General features: G+C 73.7%; 17 protein-coding genes and 2 pseudogenes. 9 read left to right on the top strand and 10 right to left on the bottom strand.

Going from position 1 to position 21,861, the window contains the following annotated elements; translation table 11 throughout:
• Positions 1-322: pseudogene (locus RIM90_RS18560) on the bottom strand (ribonuclease); the annotation flags it as partial.
• 145 nt (positions 323-467) lie between these two features.
• On the opposite strand from RIM90_RS18560, the gene RIM90_RS18555 reads away from it, so the two are divergent.
• The 4 genes from RIM90_RS18555 (at position 468) to RIM90_RS18540 (ending at position 7,353) form a co-directional block, all read left to right on the top strand.
• Positions 468-1,475: an esterase-like activity of phytase family protein gene (locus tag RIM90_RS18555; protein ID WP_309061833.1), complete on the top strand. Its 1,008-nt coding sequence runs from the start codon at positions 468-470 to the stop codon at positions 1,473-1,475.
• Positions 1,476-1,562: 87 nt separating this feature from the next.
• Positions 1,563-5,300, top strand: a complete 3,738-nt coding sequence (locus RIM90_RS18550) for an ABC transporter ATP-binding protein (RefSeq protein ID WP_309061832.1) — start codon at positions 1,563-1,565, stop codon at positions 5,298-5,300.
• Positions 5,301-5,411: 111 nt separating this feature from the next.
• Complete coding sequence (locus RIM90_RS18545; RefSeq protein WP_309061831.1) at positions 5,412-5,798, top strand: hypothetical protein; 387 nt, start codon at positions 5,412-5,414, stop codon at positions 5,796-5,798.
• A gap of 121 nt (positions 5,799-5,919) precedes the next feature.
• The gene (locus tag RIM90_RS18540) at positions 5,920-7,353 is read left to right on the top strand and encodes a S28 family serine protease (RefSeq protein WP_309061830.1); all 1,434 of its coding nucleotides are present in this window, start codon (positions 5,920-5,922) and stop codon (positions 7,351-7,353) included.
• Positions 7,354-7,372: 19 nt separating this feature from the next.
• Here the strand turns inward: RIM90_RS18540 and RIM90_RS18535 are convergent, their stop codons facing one another.
• The 3 genes from RIM90_RS18535 to RIM90_RS18525 form a co-directional block, all read right to left on the bottom strand.
• Entirely contained in the window at positions 7,373-8,011 is a 639-nt protein-coding gene (locus RIM90_RS18535) for a hypothetical protein (RefSeq protein ID WP_309061829.1), read from the bottom strand.
• A 143-nt stretch (positions 8,012-8,154) separates the two neighbouring features.
• Positions 8,155-10,002 (bottom strand): glycoside hydrolase family 3 protein, encoded by a 1,848-nt coding sequence (locus tag RIM90_RS18530; RefSeq protein WP_309061828.1) that lies wholly within the window; start codon positions 10,000-10,002, stop codon positions 8,155-8,157.
• A 339-nt stretch (positions 10,003-10,341) separates the two neighbouring features.
• Positions 10,342-11,259: a LysR family transcriptional regulator gene (locus RIM90_RS18525; protein ID WP_309061827.1), complete on the bottom strand. Its 918-nt coding sequence runs from the start codon at positions 11,257-11,259 to the stop codon at positions 10,342-10,344.
• A gap of 90 nt (positions 11,260-11,349) precedes the next feature.
• On the opposite strand from RIM90_RS18525, the gene RIM90_RS18520 reads away from it, so the two are divergent.
• On the top strand, positions 11,350-12,273 hold the full coding sequence (locus RIM90_RS18520) for an EamA family transporter (RefSeq protein WP_309061826.1): 924 nt from the start codon (positions 11,350-11,352) through the stop codon (positions 12,271-12,273).
• 144 nt (positions 12,274-12,417) lie between these two features.
• Complete coding sequence (locus RIM90_RS18515) at positions 12,418-12,627, top strand: hypothetical protein (protein WP_309061825.1); 210 nt, start codon at positions 12,418-12,420, stop codon at positions 12,625-12,627.
• Between the two features lie 97 nt (positions 12,628-12,724).
• Here RIM90_RS18515 and RIM90_RS18510 read toward each other — a convergent pair whose 3' ends face one another.
• The 4 genes and pseudogenes from RIM90_RS18510 to RIM90_RS18495 form a co-directional block, all read right to left on the bottom strand.
• On the bottom strand, positions 12,725-13,963 hold the full coding sequence (locus tag RIM90_RS18510; protein WP_309061824.1) for an MFS transporter: 1,239 nt from the start codon (positions 13,961-13,963) through the stop codon (positions 12,725-12,727).
• A gap of 124 nt (positions 13,964-14,087) precedes the next feature.
• Complete coding sequence (locus RIM90_RS18505; protein ID WP_309061823.1) at positions 14,088-14,888, bottom strand: sugar phosphate isomerase/epimerase family protein; 801 nt, start codon at positions 14,886-14,888, stop codon at positions 14,088-14,090.
• Between the two features lie 10 nt (positions 14,889-14,898).
• Positions 14,899-15,054 (bottom strand): annotated as a pseudogene (locus RIM90_RS18500) (MarR family transcriptional regulator); the annotation flags it as partial.
• Between the two features lie 204 nt (positions 15,055-15,258).
• A complete protein-coding gene (locus RIM90_RS18495; RefSeq protein WP_309061822.1) occupies positions 15,259-16,305 on the bottom strand; it encodes a LacI family DNA-binding transcriptional regulator in 1,047 nt (348 codons plus the stop codon).
• Between the two features lie 289 nt (positions 16,306-16,594).
• On the opposite strand from RIM90_RS18495, the gene RIM90_RS18490 reads away from it, so the two are divergent.
• The 3 genes from RIM90_RS18490 to RIM90_RS18480 are packed head-to-tail and all read left to right on the top strand — an operon-like array spanning position 16,595 to position 19,730.
• Positions 16,595-17,746, top strand: coding sequence for a Gfo/Idh/MocA family oxidoreductase (locus RIM90_RS18490; protein ID WP_309061821.1), 1,152 nt, complete (start codon positions 16,595-16,597; stop codon positions 17,744-17,746).
• Positions 17,743-18,894, top strand: coding sequence for a dihydrodipicolinate synthase family protein (locus RIM90_RS18485; RefSeq protein ID WP_309061820.1), 1,152 nt, complete (start codon positions 17,743-17,745; stop codon positions 18,892-18,894). Before RIM90_RS18490 ends, RIM90_RS18485 begins: the two co-directional genes overlap by 4 nt.
• A 38-nt stretch (positions 18,895-18,932) precedes the next feature.
• Complete coding sequence (locus RIM90_RS18480; protein ID WP_309061834.1) at positions 18,933-19,730, top strand: sugar phosphate isomerase/epimerase family protein; 798 nt, start codon at positions 18,933-18,935, stop codon at positions 19,728-19,730.
• 712 nt (positions 19,731-20,442) lie between these two features.
• On the opposite strand, the gene rbsD is transcribed toward RIM90_RS18480, so the two are convergent.
• Together rbsD and RIM90_RS18470 are read right to left on the bottom strand one after the other, a co-directional pair.
• A complete protein-coding gene (gene rbsD / locus RIM90_RS18475) occupies positions 20,443-20,832 on the bottom strand; it encodes a D-ribose pyranase (protein ID WP_309061819.1) in 390 nt (129 codons plus the stop codon).
• Positions 20,829-21,773, bottom strand: coding sequence for a ribokinase (locus RIM90_RS18470; RefSeq protein ID WP_309061818.1), 945 nt, complete (start codon positions 21,771-21,773; stop codon positions 20,829-20,831). The genes rbsD and RIM90_RS18470 overlap by 4 nt, the downstream gene beginning before the upstream one ends.
• Positions 21,774-21,861: the final 88 nt, after the last annotated feature.

The following is a 21,861-nucleotide window of genomic DNA, read 5'->3' as shown; positions in this document are numbered from 1 at the left end:
GCAGGATCACGTTGCCGCTGTTGTCCGGGTCCTGGTCGGTGACCTTCAGGGCGTTCCAGACGGCCGAGTACGACAGCTTCGTCTGATCGCTGATGATCGTGTGCAGGGCGTCCTTCAGGGCCGGGCCGGTCTTGCCGATCGCGCCGGCGTAGTAGGTGTCGTCGTACGGGGTGGTCGAGGCGCCGGCGGTGGTCGAGGCGGCGACGGTGGTCGCGGCACCGGCGGGCGGCGCGGTCAGGGCGGGGACGGTGAGACCGACCAGGGCGGCGGACGCGGCCAGGGCGACGGTCTTCCAGCGGCGGCGTATGAGGGTCACGGGCATGTGGGAGCGTCCGTTCTACGCGGGTTGAAAGAGCAGCCGCGAGAAGCGTGACATGGACATGTATGCGTCAGGGTGAAGGCGAGGTGGCGGTCATGTGTCGGTAAGAGGGGAACGGGCGTCACCGAGCCGCCCTACGGTGACGCCCATGCGCCTGAGAACTTTCCTCGCCACCGCCACCGCCGCCCTCACGGCGGCCGGCTGCCTGACCGCCGCCGCGCCCGCCGGCGCGACCCCGCCCCGCGCCTGCTCGCCGTCCGTCTCCCTCGACCGCTTCTCCGACGCGCTCGACAAGACGACGTACGACGGCACCTACGTCGGCAACCTCTCCGCGCTCGCCGTCGACCTCCCCCGCTCCCGGCTCCGCTCGAGCGGGGGGACCCCCACCGGCTCGCTCGTCGCCCTCTCCGACCGTTCCGCCCTGTTCCGGCTGGACGCCCGGACCCTCGAGCCCGAGGGGGTCGTCCCGCTCACCGACGAGGAAGGGAACGGGCTCGACTCCGAGGGACTGGTCGTCGACCGGGACGGCACGTACCTCGTCTCCTCCGAGACCGAGCCCTCGGTGCGCCGCCACTCCCGCGACGGGAAGGTCCTCGGCCGGCTCCCCGTGCCCGACGCCCTCCGTACCGCCCCCGAGGGACCCGCCCGGGCCAACGGCACCTTCGAAGGGCTGACCCTCCTCCCCGGCGGCCGCACCCTGCTCGCGTCGATGGAGTACCCCCTTGCCGGGGACCCCGCCGACCTGGTCCGTTTCCAGACCTGGCAGCGCAGCGCGCACGGATCCTTCCGGCTCGGCGCCCAGTACACCTACCGGGTCGACCGGGGCCTCGGTGTCTCCGAGGTCACCGCCACCCCCGACGGGCGCCTGCTCGTCCTGGAGCGCGGCTTCACCTCCGGCGTCGGCAACACCGTCCGGCTGTACCTGGCCGACCGGCACCGCGCCGCGTTCGAGAAGACCCTCCTCGCCGACCTCGTCCACTGCCCCTCCCTCGGCGCCACCGCCGAGCAGCCCCAGCCCAACCCGCTGCTCGACAACATCGAGGGCATGGTGATCACGGGGCGCGGCCACGGCCGCCTCAAGGTGCTCCTGGTGAGTGACGACAACCAGAACGACGTCCAGACGACCCGCTTCTACGCTCTCCGCGTACGGGTCTGACCGTTCCCGATCATTGCGGAGGGATGAAATCCGCTCCTGATCGCGTTGGTGCCTTCCGGTAGATCAGGTCGAACGGAGGGCACCCGCGTGACACCGCAACGGGGATGGGCACGACGACTGGCCGGATACGCGTGGCGCCATCCCAAGGACGTCGTCCTCGCCCTCGGCTCCTCCCTCGGCGGCATGGCCGTGATGGCGCTGGTCCCGCTGATCACCAAGGTGATCATCGACGACGTGATCGGCGACCACAGCCGCGCCATGGCCCCCTGGGCGGGCGCCCTGATCGGTGCCGCGCTCGTCGTCTACGTCCTCACCTACATCCGCCGCTACTACGGCGGGCGGCTCGCCCTCGACGTCCAGCACGACCTGCGGACCGAGATGTACGGGACGATCACCCGGCTCGACGGCCGCCGTCAGGACGAGCTGAGCACCGGGCAGGTCATCGGCCGCGCCACCAGCGACCTCCAGCTGATCCAGGGCCTGCTCTTCATGCTGCCGATGACGATCGGCAACCTCCTGCTGTTCCTGATCTCGCTGGTGATCATGGCGTGGCTGTCGCTGCCGCTCACGCTCGTCGCCCTCGCCGTCGCCCCCGCCCTGTGGTGGATCGCCAGGCGCAGCCGCACCCGGCTGCACCCCTCCACCTGGTACGCCCAGGCCCAGGCGGCCGCCGTCGCCGGTGTGGTCGACGGCGCGGTCAGCGGCGTCCGCGTGGTGAAGGGCTTCGGGCAGGAGGAGCAGGAGACCGGCAAGCTGCGCGAGGTCGGACGCCGCCTGTACGCCGGGCGGCTGCGCACCATCCGGTTGAACTCCCGGTACACCCCCGCCCTCCAGGCCGTCCCCGCCCTCGGCCAGGTGGCGATGCTGGCGCTCGGCGGGTGGCTCGCCGCGCGCGGGAACATCACGCTGGGCACGTTCGTCGCCTTCTCCACCTACCTCGCCCAGCTCGTCGGCCCGGTCCGGATGCTCGCGATGGTCCTCACCGTCGGCCAGCAGGCCCGCGCGAGCACCGAGCGCGTCCTGGAACTGATCGACACCGAGCCGTCCCTGACCGACGGCACCAAGGAACTGCCCGCCGACGCCCCCGCGACCGTCGAGTTCGACGACGTCTCCTTCGGCTACGACCCCGGGCACCCGGTCCTCGACGGCCTCTCCTTCGAGATCCGCCCGGGCGAGACCCTCGCCGTCGTCGGCTCCTCCGGCTCCGGCAAGTCCACCGTCGCCCTGCTCCTGCCGCGCTTCTACGACGTCACGCGCGGCGCGGTCCTCGTCGGCGGCCACGACGTGCGCGAGCTGACCACCGAGTCCCTCCGGGCGGCGATCGGGCTGGTGTCGGAGGACTCCTTCCTCTTCTCCGACACCGTGCGCGGCAACATCGCCTACGGCCGTCCGGACGCCACCGACGAGCAGATCGTCGCCGCCGCCCGCGCGGCCCAGGCCGACCGGTTCATCACCGAGCTGCCCGACGGCTACGACACCACCGTCGGCGAGCACGGACTGACCCTCTCCGGCGGCCAGCGCCAACGCATCGCCCTGGCCCGCGCGATCCTCACCGACCCGCGCCTGCTGGTCCTGGACGACGCGACCTCGGCCGTGGACGCGCGCGTCGAGCACGAGATCCACGAGGCGCTCAGGGAGGTCATGCGGGGCCGCACGACCCTGCTGATCGCCCACCGCCGCTCCACTCTGGGCCTCGCCGACCGCATCGCCGTCCTCGACGCCGGCCGGCTCGTCGACATCGGCACCCACGACGAGCTCCAGCGGCGCTGCGCCCTCTACCGCCGGCTGCTCACCGACCCCGACGAACTCGGCGCCGTCTCCCCGGGCCACACCCCGCCCGCGGAACCGCAGGACGAGGACACCTCCGTCCGCGCGGAGCTGGACGCCGAGTTCGACGCCGAGCGCGGGGTCACCCCACGGCTGTGGACCGGCGACCGCGAGCCCAAGGACACCGCCCTGTCCGGCACCCCGGCCACCCCGGAACTCCTCGCCCAGGTCGAGGCGCTGCCCCCGGCGACCGACGTTCCCGACGTCGACGAGGCCCACGCCGTCCGGCCGGAGGACTCCTACGGCCTGCGCCGCCTCCTGCGCGGCTTCGGCCTGCCGCTCCTGGTCAGCCTCGGACTCGTCGCCGTGGACGCCGGCATGGGCCTGCTGCTGCCGGTGCTGATCCGGCACGGCATCGACGAGGGCGTCACCCAGGCCGCCCTCGGCGCGGTCTGGGCCGCCTCGCTGCTCGCCCTGCTCACCGTGGCCGCCCAGTGGGCGGCGCAGACCGGCGAGATCCGGATGACCGGACGCACCGGCGAACGCGTCCTGTACGCGCTCAGGCTGAAGATCTTCGCCCAGCTCCAGCGGCTCGGCCTCGACTACTACGAGCGCGAGCTGACCGGCCGGATCATGACCCGGATGACCACCGACGTCGACGCCCTGTCGACGTTCCTGCAGACGGGCCTGGTGACGGCGTTCGTCTCGGTGGTCACCTTCTTCGGCATCATGATCGCCCTGCTGGTGATCGACGTGCAGCTCGCCCTGGTCGTCTTCGCCACGCTGCCTCCGCTGATCGTCGCCACCTGGTTCTTCCGCCGGGCCAGCGTGAAGGCGTACGAGCTGGCCCGCGAGCGCGTGTCCGCGGTCAACGCCGACCTGCAGGAGTCGGTGTCCGGGCTGCGGATCGTGCAGGCGTTCCGCCGGGAGCGGGACGGCGGACGCCGGTTCGCCGAGCGCAGCACGAGCTACCGCGACGCCCGCGTCCGGGGCCAGTGGCTGATCTCGGTGTACTTCCCGTTCGTGCAGTTCCTGTCCTCGACGGCGGCGGCGGCGGTGCTGATCGTGGGCGGTGCCCGGGTCGACGACGGGACGCTGACGACCGGCGCGCTGGTGGCGTACCTGCTCTACATCGACCTGTTCTTCGCCCCCGTGCAGCAGCTCTCCCAGGTCTTCGACGGCTACCAGCAGGCGTCCGTCTCGCTCGGCCGCATCCAGGAGCTGCTGCGCGAGCCGACCTCCACCAAGGCCGCCGACGAGCCGGTCGACGTGCCGTCCCTGCGAGGGGAGATCGCCTTCGAGGACGTGCACTTCTCCTACGCCTCCGGCGACGGGGGGAAGGCGGAGGAGGCGCTCGGCGGGATCGACCTGCGCATCCCCGCCGGGCAGACCGTCGCCTTCGTCGGCGAGACCGGCGCCGGCAAGTCCACCCTGGTCAAGCTGGTGGCCCGGTTCTACGACCCCACCGGCGGCCGGGTCACCGTCGACGGCACGGACATCCGGGACCTGGACCTCACGGCCTACCGGCACCGGCTCGGCGTCGTCCCGCAGGAGGCGTACCTCTTCCCCGGCACCGTCCGCGACGCCATCGCCTACGGCCGCCCGGACGCCACCGACGCCGAGGTGGAGGCGGCGGCCCGCGCGGTCGGCGCGCACGAGATGATCGCCACCCTGGAGGGCGGCTACCTGCACGAGGTCGCCGAACGCGGCCGCAACCTCTCCGCCGGCCAGCGCCAGCTGATCGCGCTGGCCCGTGCCGAACTCGTCGACCCCGACATCCTGTTGCTCGACGAGGCCACGGCCGCGCTCGACCTGGCCACCGAAGCCCAGGTCAACCAGGCAACCGACCGGCTGGCGGGCCGCCGCACCACCCTGGTCGTCGCCCACCGCCTGACCACCGCCGCCCGCGCCGACCGGGTGGTCGTCATGGACCACGGGCGGGTCGCGGAGGACGGCACGCACGAGGAGCTGCTGGCCCGCGACGGGCGGTACGCCGCGTTGTGGCGGACGTTCATCGGACAGACCGAGCCCGAGGAGCCGGTCGGCGCCTCCCGCTGACCCCGCCCGAGGGCGCCCGCAGGACGGGGGGAGCAACCATCCGGCCCGCGCCGGGCGTCCGTACACCCGTACGTCGTTGGTCGCGCAGGCGCGGTACGGGGAGGAACGACAGTGGGCAGTGGAGCGATACGCCGGCGACTCGCGCTCGGCCTGGCGGTGCTGACCGCCGCGGGGCTGCTCGCCGTCGCCGCGCCGGGTGACGCGCACGCCGCCGCGCCCTGCCCCGGCCGCAAGGTCCGCACCCTGCCGTTCTCCACCGGCTCCGTGGTCGTCTACAAGCGCGGCGGCTACGTCTGCGCCGTCACCTTCGCCGAGAAGCCCGGCACCAGGCGGCCGATGTCGGTGAGCGTGCGGGCGCGCGGCGGCCGTCCGGTCGTCGACGAGGGCCGCTTCACGCACCACGCCGGCCCGGTGACCGTGCACGCCGGCCGCCGCTGCGTCTGGGTGAAGGGCCGCGTGGGCCGAGGATCCGTCAGCTCCGGCTGGATCCTGTGCTGAACCCCGCCGCCCCGTACGGCCCGCGACGGGCCGGTACGCAGGGTTTTCCCTATGTCCCCTGGTGCCGCGGGGAGTTGGTCCGCTAGCTTCCGGCGCACATATGTCTCACAGGGGAGTGCGCATGCGCAAGGCGCTCAGATGGCTGCTGGCGCTCACGGTGCTCATAGGCACCATGAGTACGGCCGGGGCGGCCACCGCCGCCGAGCCGGAGGCCACCGGCACCACCGACATCAAGGAGAGACTGCTCTCCGTCCCGGGCATGAGCCTGGTCGAGGAGAAGCCGTACCCCGGCTACCGCTTCTTCGTCCTCAACTACACCCAGCCGGTCGACCACCGCAGGCCCTCCGAGGGCACGTTCCAGCAGCGGATCACCGTGCTGCACAAGGACGTCGCACGGCCGACCGTCTTCCACACCGGCGGCTACAACGTGTCCACCACGCCCCGCCGCAGCGAGCCGACCCAGATCGTGGACGGCAACCAGGTCTCCATGGAGTACCGCTTCTTCACCCCGTCCCGGCCCGACCCGGCCGACTGGTCCAAGCTGGACATCTGGCAGGCCGCCAGTGACCAGCACCGCATCTTCACGGCGCTGAAGAGGATCTACTCCAAGAACTGGATCTCCACCGGCGGCTCCAAGGGCGGTATGACCGCCACCTACTACGAGCGCTTCTACCCGCGCGACATGGACGGCGTCGTCGCCTACGTCGCCCCCAACGACGTGGTGAACAAGGAGGACTCGGCCTACGACCGCTTCTTCGCGACCGTCGGCACCAAGGAGTGCCGCGACCGGCTGAACGCGGTGCAGCGCGAGGCGCTGGTGCGCCGTGAGCCGCTGGAGAAGAAGTACGAGGCGTACGCCGCCGAGAACGGCTACACCTTCGACACCATCGGCAGCCTGGACCGGGCGTACGAGGCCGTCGTCCTCGACTACGTGTGGGGCTTCTGGCAGTACAGCACGCCGAAGGACTGCGAGCAGGTCCCGGCGGACGCGAAGAACGCCACCGACGACGAGATCTGGACCTCGATCGACACGATCTCCGGTTTCTCGTTCTACACCGACCAGGGCCTGAGCCCGTACACGCCGTACTACTACCAGGCCGGCACGCAGCTGGGCGCGCCGACCATCCACTTCCCGCACATCGAGAAGAAGTACATCCGCTACGGCTACCAGCCGCCGCGCAACTTCGTCCCCCGCTCGATCCCGATGAGGTTCGAGCCGTCGGCCATGCGGGACGTCGACCGCTGGGTCCGCCACAACGCGCGGCACATGCTGTTCGTCTACGGCGAGAACGACCCGTGGGGCGCCGAGCCGTTCCGCCTCGGGCACGGTGCGCGTGACTCCTACGTCCTCACCGCCCCCGGCATGAACCACGGCGCCAACGTGGCCGGGCTGGTCGAGAAGGAGAAGGCGTTCGCCACGGCCCGCATTCTCGAGTGGGCGGACGTCGCCCCGAGCGCGGTCCAGGAGAACCCGGCGGCGGCCAAGCCGCTGGCGAAGTTCGACGCCAAGCTGGACAAGCGCGGCGTCGAGCACGAGCGGACGCTGCGCCCGTAGGGACGCCGGCGGGGCGGGACTACACCGGGCGGGCGCAGCCCACCGGTGACGTGCCGCCGAGCCGCACGTAGAGGGCCGTGGACGCCGGGCACTGCGACCGGGTGTCCACGGCCTTCGTCACCTTGTACTCCGGCTTCCGCTTCCCCTCGCCGTCGCACGCCGTCTCACGGACCCTGCCGTCGCCCAGGTCGTGGACGCAGTCGCCGACGATGGTGCGCGGACCGCCCCCGCCGCCCGGATCGCCCGGGTGCGGCGGCTGGAGGTTGCGCATGCAGGCGTAGCCCTGCGGCACCGCGCCGTCGCCGTCCTCGTCGGAGGAGGGGCGCTGCTCGCTGATGTGCAGCACGAAGTCCGTGGTCGCCGGGCAGCGCGGCCCGTCGCGCGCGGTGCCGTCGTGGCGGGCGACGACCCGGGCCGCGGCCCGTTCACTCGCGCAGGGCACCTCGGTGAAGCTGGTCCGGCCGAAGGAGCTGCACTCGTCGATCGCGAGGAACACCGCCCCGTACCCGGACGGCCGGGCCGGCGCCGGCGACACGGTCGCCGTGCGCTGCTCGCCGGGGCGGCCGTCCTGCCCGGTCCCGCCGCCCGGTGCGCTCTGGCAGCCCGTCAGCAGTGCCGCGAGCGCGCACACCGCCCCCGGATACGTTCTCGCCCGCATCGTCATCCCCCCGAACACCCCGTCCAGCGTGGCCCGCCGCAGCGGGCCGCGCCAGACATACCGGGTGTTTTGCGCACGTCGGAGGCAGTGCGCCGGGTGTGCGGCGTACGGGGGCTACGCCCGCGTCGGTACGCGCGGCCGGGTCACCGGTACCTCAGCCCGTGCCCGACGGGATACAGCACCGTCGCCGGGTCGTCCGCCCGCTGCACCGGCACCGGCAGCGTCCCGCGCGGCTCCACGCGCCCCGCGATCACCCGTGCCGCCGCCCGCAGTTCGACGTCGGTCCAGGAGTACGCCGCGAGATACGCCGGGACGCCGGGCAGGTGGGCCACGTCGTACGGGTTGCGGATCGCCACCGCCACCACCGGCGTGCCGGTCGCCAGGAGCTGCTCGACCAGCGTCTTCTGGCGGCTGCTCGCCGTGACGTTGTACGTCCCGACGACCACCGCGTCCGCGTCCCGCGCCGCCGCCACCGCCTCGGCGACGGTCGCCGCGGACGGTGCCGTGCCGGTGGACAGGGCGGTGGCCGTGAAGCCCAGCTCGGTCAGCGCGCCCGCGAGCACACGGGTCGGCGGCCCGGTCGTACCGGACGGGGAGGCCGGATCGGCGCCGACGACGAGCAGCTTCGGCTGCCTGCGCCGCGACAGCGGCAGCAGGTTCCGCTCGTTGACCAGCAGGGTGGTGGTGCGTTCGGCGATCCGGTCGGCCGCGGCCAGGTGCGCCCGGGTGCCGACGGCGCGGTCGACGCCGGCCCGGCTGACGTACGGGTCCGTGAACAGGCCCAGTTTCGCCTTCAGCCGCAGGATGCGCAGGATCGACTCGTCGAGCCGGGACTCGGTGAGCTCGCCGTCCCGGACGGCCCGCAGCACGGCGTTCCAGGCCACATCGAGCGAGGGCGGGTTGAGCAGCTGGTCCACGCCCGCCTTCAGCGCCAGCACCGGCACCCGGTCGTCGCCGTACTTGGTGCGCACGCCCTCCATGCCGAGGGAGTCGGTGACCACGACCCCGTCGTAGCCGAGCTCCTCGCGCAGGATGCCGGTGAGGATCGGGCGGGAGAGGGTGGCCGGGTCCCCGGAGTCGTCGAGCGCCGGGACGACGATGTGCGCGGTCATGATCGAATCGATGCCCGCGGCGATCGCGGCCTCGAACGGCGGCGCGTCGAGCCGCTCCCACTGCTCGCGGGTGTGGTGGATGTAGGGGAGCTTGGCGTGGCTGTCGTCGACCGTGTCGCCGTGCCCGGGGAAGTGCTTGGCGGTCGCCGCGACCCCCGAGTGCTGGTACCCGGCGACCTCGGCGGCCACCAGCTCCGCCACGGCGTCCGGTTCGGAGCCGAAGGACCGTACGCCGATGACCGGGTTGGCCGGGTTGACGTTCACGTCGGCCACCGGGGCGTAGTCCTGGCGGATGCCCAGCGCCCGCAGCTCGCGCCCGGCGATCCGGCCGAGGGTGCGGGCGTCGGACCGCGAACCGCCCGCGCCGACGGCCATCGCGCCGGGGAACAGGGTGGCGGGCTCGCCCACGCGGGCCACGATGCCGTGTTCCTGGTCGGTGGAGATGAGCACCGGCAGTCCGCGCGGCAGACCGAGGGACGCCTCCTGGATGCCGTTGGAGAGGTCGGCGATCTGGTGCGGTTCACGGGTGTTGTGCGCCCAGGCGAAGTAGATGATGCCGCCGACCCGGTACTTGGCGAGCAGTTCGGCGGCCGTGCGGACGCCGATCTCCCTGAGGTTGGCGTCGATGTCGGCCTGGTCCGGCTCGGTGGCGGAGTGACCGTACACCCGCATCACGAACAGCTGGCCGACCTTCTCCTCGAGCGTCATCCGGGAGACGAGGGCGCGCAGCTTCCTGTCGTCGGGGGCGGAGGGCCCGGCGGCGGCCCGGACGGTGCCGCCGGCCGCCAGGGCGGTGGTGACGCCCGCCGTCGCGGCGAGGACGGTGCGTCTGGACGGACGTGCGGTGTTTCCCGTGCTTCCCGTGCTGCTGTCGGGCACGTGCGCTCCTTTGGGAGGTGATCCGCGGGGACCGGGGATCCGCTGAAGGAAACTTCCAGGAGGTCACCAATATCCGGGAAGTTTCTGCCAGTCAAGGGAATGCACAGTAACCGAGGAGGGGCCGTCATCGGCGCAGCAGGAGGGGGGCGCGCCGATGACGGCGTGCTGCCGGCCGTGGCACGGCGGAGAGGGTGGGTCAGCGATCGCAGCCGGCAGCGAGGGCCGACACCGCGCCACGGAGACTCATCCGGCAGCCTGCGGATGGGACGGGCGGCGGTGCGGACGGGTTCCCCGGTCCCGGTGGATTTCCCGAAATCGGGACCGGGGGTCCGGCCGGGGTCAGCGGGGTGTGTGCGCCGAGACCCCGGGCCAGTGCGCGCACAGCGTGCGGACCGTCTCCGCGATCGCCGGGCGGCGGGCCGCGCCCGTGCGCCACAGCGCGTACAGCCGCCGTACGGGCATCGGGTCGAGCGGCACCTCCACCACCCCCTCGGGCAGCGGGCCGCGCCCCAGCCGGGGGATCAGCGCGATGCCGAGCCCGGCCGCGACCAGGGCGACCAGGGTCGGGTTCTCGTCGGCCTGGTGGACGATCTCGGGTTCGTGCCCGGCGGTGCGCAGGGTGCGCACCAGCCACTCGTGGCAGACCCGCCCCGGCGGCTGGCAGATCCACCGCTCGCCGCCCAGTTCCTCCCGCCGCACCGCCGTGCGCCCCGCGAACGGATGCCCCTCGGGCACCAGCAGGTCGCACAGGTCGTCCCCGACGGCCGCCTGTTCCACGCCCGCCGGGGCCGGCAGCGGCGCGATGTCCCAGTCGTGCGCGACGACGAGGTCGACGGCGCCCTTGGCCACCAGGTCCACGGAGAGGTGCGGGTCGATCTCGGTGAGCCGGGTGTCGAGCGCGGGGTGCCGCCGGGCCAGGTCGGCCAGTACCGGCGGCATGAGGCCGCGCGCCGCCGACGCGAACGCCGCGATGGTCAGCCGCCCGGCCGGCACCCCGCGCCGCTCCTCCAGCTCGGTCTCCGCGCGCTCCACGATGGCCAGCAACTCCTGTGCGGCAGCGACGAGCTGGTGCGCCTCGTCGGTCAGCCGCACGCCCCGGCCCTCCCGTTCCAGCAGGACGGTCCTGGTCTCCCGCTCCAGCTTGGCGATCTGCTGGGAGACGGCGGAGGAGGTGTACCCGAGTGCCGTGGCGGCGGCGCCGACGGTGCCGTGGACGGAGACGGCGTGCAGGGCGCGCAGACGCTGCAGGTCGAGCATGGACGGCTCCCGATCGGTTAGCGGTGCTTCATCCAACCATGCAGGAACCGTCGCTGGTGCTGAAGTGTCGCGGGCGGTGATCCTTGACGTGTGCGACCTTCCCACCTGCTGCTCGCCGTTCTCGTCGCCGCCGTCTGGGGCGTGAACTTCACCGTCATCGAGATCGGGCTCGACCACTTCCCGCCGCTGCTCTTCTCCGCCCTGCGCTTCCTCGTGGCGGCGCTCCCCGCGGTGTTCCTCGTGGGACGGCCCAAGGTGGCGTGGAAGTGGATCGTCGGGGTGGGGCTGGTGCTGGGGGTGGCCAAGTTCGGGCTGCTGTTCGTCGGGATGGACGCGGGGATGCCGGGCGGGCTGTCGTCCCTGGTGCTCCAGATCCAGGCGGTGTTCACGGCCCTGTTCGCCTTCGCGCTCCTCGGCGAACGTCCCTCCCGCGTCCGCCTCGCGGGCATGGCGGTGGCGCTGGCGGGGATCGGTGTCGCGGCGGTCGACGAGGGCGCCTCGGGCCCGCTCGGCGGCTTCGCCCTGGTCGTCGCGGCGGCGGCCTGCTGGGGCGCCTCGAACATCCTGACCCGCAGGGCGGCACCCCCGGACGCCCTGAACTTCATGGTCTGGGTGAGCACGGTGCCGGTGCTTCCGCTGCTGGCCCTGTCGCTCCTGCTGGAGGGCCCCGAGCGGGACCTGGAGGCGCTGGCCGGCCTGGACTGGCGGGGCGCGGGCACGGTGCTCTTCGTCGCCTGGATCGCCACGGTGTTCGGCTTCGGCGCCTGGGGCTGGCTGCTGCGCCGCCACCCCGCCTCCACGGTCGCGCCCTTCTCGCTGCTGGTCCCGGTCTTCGGGATGTCGTCGGCCGCGCTGTTCCTGGGCGAGTCGGTGACCCCGCTCAGGTGGTGCGCGGCGGCGCTGCTGGTGGGCGGGGTGGCGATGGCGTCGGTGACGGTGCGACGGCGCCCCGCGGCGCCTCCGGCCCGCGCCGCGGACGCCCCGGCGCCGGGGGCGGCCGGCGGCCGGTCATGAGGGGGCGCGTGCGCGCCGGGAACTCCGTTCGACGGCGCGGGGCGGGTACGGAAGGCTTCCCGGCGTTCCACGAGGTGTCCGGGCGGCCGCGAAGGGGGATCGTACGGTGGGTCCCGTCCTGGAGGGTCCCGTTCTCCGGGGGCGTTGGTACGGCTGGAGCCGCTGGAGCACCGGCACGCGGCCGACCCGGCCCGGGCGGCGGAGGACCGGGACACTCACGCGTACACCCGGGTGCCGGGCGAGGAGGGCCGGTTGCGCGACTCCCCGCTCCGCTCGGCCACGGCCGGGGAGTGGCCGGAGCGCCGGCGCCGGCTGGAGGAGGGGGCGGCCGCGAGCCCGGCGGGGACCGCGTGACCCGCGCGGCGCCGCGGACCGCCCGGCCCGCCGGACACGGGCCGGGAGACGGCGGCCCCCGCCGGCGGTGGGCCGCGCCGACCACCGGGCCGGCCGGTCAGCGCTCTTCCGGCGCGAGCGCACCGTCGCGCAACTCCGGTGTGCTCGCGCCGACGTAGCACACCGCGAGCAGGCACAGCAGTCCGCCGGCCACCAGGGCCGTGGCGCCCGAGGTCGCGCCGGCCACCAGCCCCGCGCGCACGTTGCCCAGGTGGGGACCGGCCTGCCCGACGATCGTCTCGGCGGCCGTGACCCGGCCCAGCAGGGCGTCGGGCGTGCGGGTCTGCACGATCGTGGTGCGGGAGAGCACCGACAGGGCGTCGGCCGCGCCGGCCAGGACCAGCAGCCCCAGGCCCACCCACGGGCTGCTCATGAGGCCGAACGCGGCCAGCGCGGCGCCCCAGGCGCCCGCGCCCCAGAGCATGACGAGGCCGGGCCGGCCCCGGCGGGTCACCGCACCGGACAGCGCGGACGCCAGGACGCCGCCGACCGCGAGTGCCGACAGGAACAGACCGAGCGTGCGCGGATCGCCGCCGAAACGCTCCTCGTTGACCAGCGGGAAGAGACTGGAGGGCATCGACAGGACCGTCGCGGCGAGGTCGGTGACCAGCGCGCCGCGCACCACCCGGTGGCCGGCCATGAAGCGCAGACCGTCCAGCACCCCGTGCAGACCGGCCCGCGACGGCTCCCCCTCGGGCGGCAGCGCGGGCAGACCGAACGCGCCGTAGAAGGAGAGGAGGAAGCTCAGCGCGTCGAGCAGGTAGCAGACGCCGATGCCGAACCAGCCGAGCAGCAGGCCCCCGAGGGCGGGGCCGACGAGCATCATCGCCTGGCCGGTGACCTGGTAGAGCGCGAGCCCGGAGGCCACCTGCTCCTTGGGCAGCAGGCGCGGGACGAACACCCCGGCCGCGGGAGCGCCGACCGCCGCGCAGGCGGACTGCGCCGCGACCAGCGCGAGCACCCCGGCCACCGGTACGTGCCCGGTGAAGCCCTGGACCGCGAGCAGCAGGGAGCAGACCGCCTGACCGACCGTCGCACCCAGGTAGATCCGGCGCCGGTCGCCCCGGTCGGCCCAGGCTCCGGCGAACAGCCCGAAGCAGACCATCGGCAGCGCCTGCGCGAGGCCCACCGCACCGCTCCAGGCCGCGCTGCGCGTCATCTCCCAGACCTGGTACATGACGGTGACCATGGTCATGAAGCTGCCGAGCACGGACACCGTCCGCCCGATCAGCAGCCGCCGGAAGAGCGGGGACGTGCGCAGGGGCCGCACGTCGATCAGGGTGCGGGTGAGGCTCATGACGGAACGGCGGGGAGGGGCGCGGGCTGAGGCACGCGCGGACACTACCCGCCCGTGTGCGGCCCGGACGAGTGAATTTCGGCGCGGGCCCCGCCCGGCGGCTTGCTCCCGCGGCCCCGCCGGGTCAGGCCGACTCGTTGAGGAGGCGGGCCAGGTGCTGCCGGCCGGGGGTGAGCAGGTCGGGGAGCGGGGTGGCGTCGGCGTACCAGCGCTTCTCGTACTCCCAGCACAGCCAGCCGTCCCAGCCGTGCCGGGAGAGGACCTCCACGCAGTCGGCGAGGGGGAGGACGCCGGCGCCGAGGGGGAGCGGGGTCGTGTCGTCGGCGGAGGCGATGTCCTTGACCTGGACGTAGCCGAGGTGGGGGGAGAGGGCCGCGAAGCTCTCCGCGGGCTGTTCGCCGCCGAGCCAGGTGTGCATCACGTCCCACAGGGCGCCCACCTGGCGGTGGCCGACCAGCCCGAGGATCCGCATCGCGTCGGCGGCGGTGCGGTGCGAGTCGTGGGTCTCCAGCAGGACGCGGACGCCGAGGTCGGCGGCGTACTCGGCGGCCGTGCCCAGCCGGCGGGCGGCCGTCGCGTCCGCCTCCTCGGGGCTCTGCCCGGGGGCACCGCCCGGGAAGACGCGGACGAAGGGGGCGCCGAGGTCGCGGGCGAGGTCGAGCAGGGCGCGGATCTCGGTGAGGACGGGTTCGTCGTCGCCCGGCGCGGCCACCCGCGCGTATCCGGCGAGGCCCAGGACCTCGACGCCGGACGCCTTGAACTCGGCGGCGGCGTCGGCGCGTTCGGCGGAGGAGAGGCCGGGGTGGACCGGTTCCTCGGGGTGCGCGCGCAGTTCGACGCCGTGGTAGCCGTGCGCGGTCGCGAGGCGCAGCACGTCGGTGAGGGGCAGACCGGGGACACCGAGGGTGGAGAACGCCAGTTTCATGGGAACGAACCTACCCGCGCCCCCGGGGACGACTCCCCCCTCGCCACTCGGGTGTCGCGCCCGGGTTCGGCCGCCGGTCCCGGCCGACCAGGTCCTCCCCGAAGGAGCGGTGCGGCTTCTCGGCGGTGAGGACGAAGCCGTGGCGACGGTGGCGGAGGCGGGCAGCGGGCGACGGTGAGAAAAGGTGACACCTCCCGGCGGTGCGGGCCGTCTGCCGCCGGGCCGTCTGCGGTGTGTCCGGGACCCGCGTGCTCCGGTTCGCCGGCGGTTCCTGTGTCCGGATGGGGTGCGGCCGGCCGCGCGGTGCCGGGAGGCCGTACGTCTCCCGGCGGTGCGGGCCGCCGGTCCGCCTGCCGCCGGGTCGGGCCGCCTACCGCCGTGGCGCCCCGGTGGACCCCCGGACCATCAACTCCCCCCGCACCGAGGCGATCCCGCCCGGCGGTGGTTCCTCGCGGCCCATGGCGATGCGCCCGGCGCGGGCCCCCGCCTCCGCCAGCGGCAGCCGCACCGTCGTCAGTGCCGGTACCGCGTCGATGCTGAACGGCAGGTCGTCGAAGCCGGCCACCGAGACGTCCCGGGGGATGCTCAGGCCGGAGTCCCGCAGGGCGGCGCACGCGCCGAGGGCGACGGTGTCGTTCGCGGCGACGACGGCCGTCAACGTCGGGTCCCGGCGCAGGAGTTCCAGCGTGGCCTCGTAACCGGACCGGCGGTCGTAGCGGCCGTGGACGGTCCAGCGCGGGTCCTCCTCGATGCCGTGCGCGGTGAGCGCGGCCCGGTGCCCTTCGAGGCGGTGACGCGTGGTCGTGCGCTCCTCGGGGCCCGCGATGTAGCCGAGGCGGCGGTGGCCGAGGCCGATCAGGTGCTCGGTGAGGTCCCGGCCGCCTCCGCGGTTGTCGAAGGTCAGCGCGATCGCCCCGGCCTCCGGCGCCGGCGGCCGGCCGCACAGCACCACCCGGGTCCCGGCGTCCGCCAGCTTGCGCAGCTTCGCGTCCATGGCCGCCTTGTGCGCCGCGTCCTCGATGGCGCCGCCGGTCAGCACGACCGCCGCCGCCCGCTGCCGCTGGAGCAGGGTGAGGTAGGTCAGCTCGCGCTCCGGGGAGCCGCCGGTGTTGCAGACGACCGCGAGTCTCTCCCCGCCCGCGCGCCCGCCCGGCCCCCCGATCTCGGACTGGATCGCGCTCGCCATGATCCCGAAGAACGGGTCGGCGATGTCGTTCACCAGGATGCCCACCAGGTCGGAGGTGGCGGCGGCCAGGGCGCTCGCGGGGCCGTTGAGCACGTAGTCCAGCTCGTCCACGGCCTTCAGCACCCGCTCGCGGGTGGAAGCGGCCACGGGGTAGTTCCCGTTGAGCACGCGCGACACCGTCGCGGGGGAGACCTGCGCGCGAGCCGCCACGTCCGCCAGGGTCACCGTCATGTCTCGTCCTCCGCCTCGCGCATCCCGTCGTACACCGTCGTACGCCGTCGTACACACCCACACCCAGGGCCGTGGTTCCGAGCAGACCCTACGGCCACACGCCCGGTTGTTCGCCCCCTCGAACAAGTCCGGCTCGCCGTGGTCTTGTCCGGACCGCCGTTCAGAGGCTAGCTTCTGTCTACATAGAAAGCGCTTGCTGTCACGTTCACCAGTCACCGCGCACCCTCACCGGCCGGCGGATGACGGGCGGGACGTACGCGGCGCGAGGACCGCGTACGAAGGGAACGACGTGACACGCAAAACGGTGCGTATCGCCATGAACGGTGTGACCGGGCGCATGGGCTACCGCCAGCACCTCGTCCGCTCCATCCTGGCCCTGCGCGAGCAGGGCGGCCTCGACCTCGGTGACGGCACCGTGCTGTGGCCGGAACCGATCCTGGTCGGCCGTCGTGAGCACGCGCTGCGGGCGCTGGCCGAACGGCACGGCCTGGAGCACGTCTCCACCGACCTGGACGCGGTCCTCGCCGACGAGACGGTCGACATCTACTTCGACGCCCAGGTCACCTCCGCCCGCGAGGAGGCCATCAGGAAGGCCGTCGCGGCGGGCAAGCACGTCTACACCGAGAAGCCGACCGCCACCGGCCTCGACGGCGCCCTGGAGCTGGCCCGCCTCGCGAACGGGGCCGGCATCAAGCACGGCGTCGTCCAGGACAAGCTGTTCCTGCCCGGCCTGCTCAAGCTGAAGCGGCTCATCGACGGCGGCTTCTTCGGCCGCATCCTGTCCGTGCGCGGCGAGTTCGGCTACTGGGTCTTCGAGGGCGACTGGCAGGAGGCCCAGCGCCCGTCCTGGAACTACCGCGCCGAGGACGGCGGCGGCATCGTCGTCGACATGTTCCCGCACTGGGAGTACGTCCTGCACGAGCTGTTCGGCCGCGTGAGGTCCGTCCAGGCCCTCACCGCCACCCACATCCCGCAGCGCTGGGACGAGAACGGCAAGCCCTACGACGCCACCGCCGACGACGCCGCCTACGGCGTCTTCGAGCTGGAGGGCGGCGCCGTCGCCCAGATCAACTCCTCCTGGGCCGTCCGCGTCAACCGCGACGAACTCGTCGAGTTCCAGGTCGACGGCACCGAGGGCTCCGCCGTCGCCGGCCTGCGGGGCTGCCGCGTCCAGCACCGCTCCGCCACCCCCAAGCCCGTCTGGAACCCGGACATCCCCGTCACCGAGGTCTTCCGCGACCAGTGGCAGGAGGTCCCCGACAACGGAGAGTTCGACAACGGCTTCAAGGCCCAGTGGGAGCTGTTCCTCAAGCACGTCTACGCCGACGCCCCCTACCACTGGGACCTGCTGGCCGGCGCCCGCGGTGTCCAGCTCGCCGAGCTGGGCCTGAAGTCCTCGGCCGAGGGCCGCCGCCTCGACGTACCGGAGATCACGCTGTGACCATCCGACTGCCCGACTTCCGGGGCGGGTTCCGCTCCTACGAGCCGCGCACCGAGCCGCTCGCCGTCACCCCCGGCACGCCCCTCACCTCCCGCACGGTCTTCTCGGCGGCGCACGTCGTCGCGGACCCGTTCGCCGACGTCACGCCCGACTCGCCGGCCGCCGTCGACTGGGACGCCACCCTCGCCTTCCGCCGCCACCTGTGGACGCACGGGCTGGGCGTCGCCGAGGCCATGGACACCGCCCAGCGCGGCATGGGCCTGGACTGGGCGGGCGCGGCCGAGCTGATCCGCCGCTCCGCCGCCGAGGCCAAGGCGGTCGGCGGCCGGATCGCCTGCGGCGTCGGCACCGACCAGATCACCTCGGGCACGCTCGCCGAGGTCCGCGCGGCCTACGAGGAGCAGCTCGCGGTCGTCGAGGAGTCCGGCGCCCAGGCCATCCTCATGGCCTCCCGGGCGCTGGCCGCCGCCGCGCGCGGCCCCGAGGACTACCTGGAGATCTACGGCCACCTGCTGCGCCAGGCCGCCGAGCCGGTGGTCCTGCACTGGCTGGGCCCCATGTTCGACCCGGCGCTGGAGGGCTACTGGGGGTCGAGCGACCTCGACGCCGCCACCGACACCTTCCTGGAGGTGATCGCGGCCCACCCGGACAAGGTCGACGGCATCAAGATCTCCCTGCTGGACGCCCAGCGCGAGGTCGACCTGCGCCGCCGCCTGCCGCAGGGCGTGCGCTGCTACACCGGCGACGACTTCAACTACCCCGAGCTGATCGCGGGCGACGAGCAGGGCTTCAGCCACGCCCTGCTCGGCATCTTCGACCCGCTCGGCCCGCTGGCCGCCGAGGCGGTCCGCGTCCTGGACACGGGCGACGTGGCCGGCTTCCGCGCGCTCCTCGACCCCACCGTCGAGTTGTCCCGTCACCTCTTCCAGGCCCCGACCCGCTTCTACAAGACCGGCGTGGTCTTCCTGGCCTGGCTGGCCGGCCACCAGGAGCACTTCACGATGGTCGGCGGCCTGCAGTCGGCCCGTTCCCTGCCGCACTTCGCCCGCGCCTACGAACTCGCCGACGGCCTCGGCCTGTTCCCGGACCCGAAGCTGGCCGAGGACCGGATGAAGACCCTCCTGGCGATGTACGGAGTGACCCAGTGAGCAACGGACAGGGCCTGGAACGCTTCTCCGTCAACCAGATGACGGTGAAGCAGCTGTCGCTGCCGGAACTGGCGGAGGCCTGCGGCGAACTGGGCATCGGCAACGTCGGCCTGTGGCGCGAACCGGTGCAGGCGTACGGCCTGGAGGCCACCGCCAAGCTGGTGCGCGACGCCGGACTGACGGTGACGACGCTGTGCCGCGGCGGCTTCCTCACGGCGATCGACGCCGACGAGCGGGCCCGCGCCCTGGCCGACAACCGCCGCGCCGTCGACGAGGCGGCGGCCCTCGGCACCGACACGCTCGTCCTGGTCTCCGGCGGTCTGCCCGCCGGCTCCAAGGACCTGCGCGGCGCCCGGGAACGCATCGCGGACGCCCTGGCGGAGCTGGGCCCGTACGCCGAGCGGCACGGCGTGAAGCTGGCCATCGAGCCGCTGCACCCGATGTTCGCCTCGGACCGCTGCGTGGTCTCCACGCTCGCCCAGGCCCTCGACCTCGCCGAACGCTTCCCCGCCCACCAGGTCGGCGTCACCGTCGACACGTACCACATCTGGTGGGACGACACCGCGCCCGCACAGATCGCCCGCGCGGGCGCCCAGGGCCGTATCCACACCTTCCAGCTCGCCGACTGGACCACCCCGCTGCCCGAGGGCGTCCTCAACGGCCGCGGCCAGATCGGCGACGGCTCGATCGACATGCGGGAGTGGAAGGGGTACGTGGAGGCGGCCGGTTACACCGGCGCCATCGAGGTCGAACTGTTCAACGACGGCCTGTGGGCCCGGGACGGCCGCGAGGTGCTGGCCGAAACGGCGGCACGGTTCGCGGAGCACGCCGCTTAGAACGCACCGACGCCTCGGCGACGCCGGGCGGGACTCCGGGGGCAGCGCGTCCTCGGAGTCCGGACAGCCGCCGAGCACGGAGGCGAGCAGATCCGTGGTCACCGAGGCCGGCGTCGGTACGTCGGCCTGCGTGCACCCGTCGGCCCGCCGGGCGACGTCGGTCAGCCGGCGGTACAGCGTGCCGCCCGTGCCCCGGTCCACCGGGACCGGGGCACGGGCGGCAACGCCGGACCGCGCGGGGCGGCAGCGGCAGCCGGGCCCGGGGCACGCCGACGACCACCGGCGTGGACCGCTCCGGCGACCTGTTGATCCGGACGCCGTAGTCGTAGGAGAGGCTGCTGTCGGCCACGACGAGGTGCTCCGCCCCGAAACGGCCCGGAAGCCGTCGCTGCGCAGCAGGGGTCCGGAACTCCCGCACCAGCATCGCCCCACGGCCCCCGACGCGTACCGGACGGCTGCTTCCTGTCCGGGGAACGCCGTAGGGAACCGGGCCGGGAAAAAAATCCGGAGAGACCGTGCAACCCTCCCCGCACTTCGCCGGTCGTACTGTGCGTCAGGACTTCTGGAGGGGGACCCGGGGGGGCTTGTAGGGGTTCTGACGGGGAGGGAAGCGAGGGGGCCCGGTCGACGGACCGGGCCCCCTCGAAGTCTCACCGACGCCGGTCAGCGGACGTCGGACAGAGATGTCGGACAGAGATGTCGGACAGGGACGTCAGAAGAACACCCCGCAGCGCAGCAGCACGTTCGCGTACGGCCGTGCCTCGCCGGTGCGGACGACGAGCCGCGCGCCGGCCGTCAGCTCCTTGAGCCGCTCGTGCGGCACCAGCTCGAGGCGGGGGAAGTGCCCCGCCAGCAGGCGTGCCGCCGCCGGATTGGCCTGCCGCACCTCGGTCGCCGCCGTCGCGCCCTCGACCACCAGTTCCTCCAGCAGCCCTTCGACCACCTCGGCGAAGGACGGCACCCCGGCCCGGAAGGCCAGGTCCACCAGGTGCGGCCCGTCGGGTACCGGCATGCCGGCGTCGCACACCAGCACCCCGTCGCCGTGCCCGAGTCCGGCCAGCGCGCCGGAGAGGTGGCGGTTGAGGATCCCGTGCTTCTTCACCGGGACTCACCTCGCGACCCGTCCCCCGGGTCGGCACAGCACAGAGCCGCGACCTCCGAGGCGGTCGGGAAGGAGGCCTGCGCCCCCTCCCTGGTGACGGTCGCCGCCCCGACCCGGGCCGCGTACGCCGCCGCCTCGGCCAGGGACTCGCCCGCGCCCAGCCGCCAGGCCAGCGCGGCGGTGAACGCGTCACCCGCGCCGGTGGTGTCCACGGCGTGCACGGTGACGGACGGGACGCGGGAGACGCCGTCGGAGGAGGCCACCAGGGCCCCCTGCCCGCCCAGCGTCACCACCACCGAGCGCGGGCCCTTCGCCAGCAGCAGCCGCGCCCAGTCCTCCGGATCCTCGCTCACGCACGCCTCGCCCAGGATCACCCTGGCCTCGTGCTCGTTGACGATCAGCGGGTCGCAGGCCGCCAGCACCTCGGACGGCAGTGGGCGCGGCGGCGAGGGGTTCAGCACGAACCGGTTGTCCGGCGCCAGGTTCCGCACCACCTCCACCACCGTCTCCAGCGGGATCTCCAGCTGTGCGGAGACCACCCGGGAGGCGTGGAAGAGGCTCGCCGCCGCGCGCACGTCCGCCGGCGTCAGCCGGCCGTTGGCGCCCGGCGAGACGACGATGCTGTTGTCCCCCGACGGGTCCACCGTGATCAGCGCGACCCCGGTCGGCGCCCCGCCCACCAGCACGCCCACCGTGTCGACACCGGCCGCCCGCTGCGAGTCCAGCAGCAGCCGGCCGTGCCCGTCGTCGCCGACCCGGGCCAGCAGGGCCGTACGGGCCCCGAGCCGGGCGGCCGCGACCGCCTGGTTCGCGCCCTTGCCGCCCGGGTGGACGGCCAGGTCCGAGCCGAGCACCGTCTCCCCGGCGCCCGGTCGGCGCTCCACACCGATCACCAGGTCGGCGTTGGCCGATCCCACGACCAGCAGGTCGTAGTCGTACATGAAGTGGCTCCCCACATGGTCGTGCGGGGGCGGGGGGGGGGGGGGGACGCCCCCCCCCCCGCCCGGGGGCCCGGGGGCCCCGCCCGCA

This window comes from Streptomyces sp., from assembly GCF_031181555.1.
Classification (GTDB): Bacteria; Actinomycetota; Actinomycetes; order Streptomycetales; family Streptomycetaceae; genus Streptomyces; species Streptomyces fimbriatus.
This window is presented reverse-complemented; position numbering and strand designations above follow the sequence as displayed.